The 895-nt window shown below is 66.1% G+C and carries 1 protein-coding gene; it reads right to left on the minus strand.

What is annotated here, in order from left to right; all coding sequences use genetic code 11:
- A partial coding sequence (locus AC1DFE_RS24060; protein ID WP_476908333.1) for a peroxidase family protein occupies nucleotides 1-895 on the minus strand: 895 nt, incomplete at both ends.

The following is an 895-nucleotide window of genomic DNA, read 5'->3' on the forward strand; positions in this document are numbered from 1 at the left end:
GGGTAGGTGCCGTACGCGGCCACGAAGTTGATCAGCGACTCGGGGTGCTTGATGTTCTGCCCGTAGTCAGCCCAGCTGGTGTACGGGGCAAGCTGTCCGTCGCCGGTGGAGTCGTGGAGCTGGCGGCGCACCTCGTTCAGCGGCGGGACGCCGGCTTCGCGGGCACGGGTCATGTTGATCGTCGCGAGGTCCAGCGGCAGGCCCAGCAGGTTGTTGCGGAGGGTGTCCGTAACGAACTCGTCGAGCTCGTTGCCCGTCTGGTCGCTCATGCCCATGACGACGGCTCCCGCGGCCTGCTCGGAGGTGAGCTGTCCGCCATGGCCGTCGTTGGTGTACGAGGGCGGGTTAAGGAAGCCGTTCAGCAACGGGATGGAGTTGTCACTTCCATCCGGGTTGGTGCGGGCGATGGTCTCGGTCAGCATCGAGTGGCCGAACCGGTACACCGCGTGCGCGAACTCGGCGTGGATGGCCGGGTTGATGTCCGAGTGGTAGACGTGGAACGGCTGGATCGCGGGCTGGACCTTGCGGGCGAACTCCTCGAACACCAGGTGCTGGTATTCCATCTCGGTGACGAAACGGGCGGCCTGGAAGAGGCGCTCACCGTTCCAGCCGTCGGTGGTCCCCAGGGCCGACTTCCACTCGGCCAGGGCCGCTACGCCGGTGACCGAGGTGTCGTTGGTCAGGGTCTTCTTGAAATCGTCCACCAGCCGGTCGTGCTCGGAGTGGAAGATCTGGTGGATCGTGGACAGGCCGATGTTCTCGTTGACGCGGCCGTCACCGGCGATGAAGTGCGCGTCCAGCATTTCGTCGTCGTAGGTGCCGGGAGGCTGGCTGGCGAAATCTGCCGAGGCGACCGTGTCGGCGTCGGGCGCCGGTGTAACCGGCGGGGTTGCCG

This window comes from Arthrobacter sp. 05T423 (genome assembly GCF_056396245.1).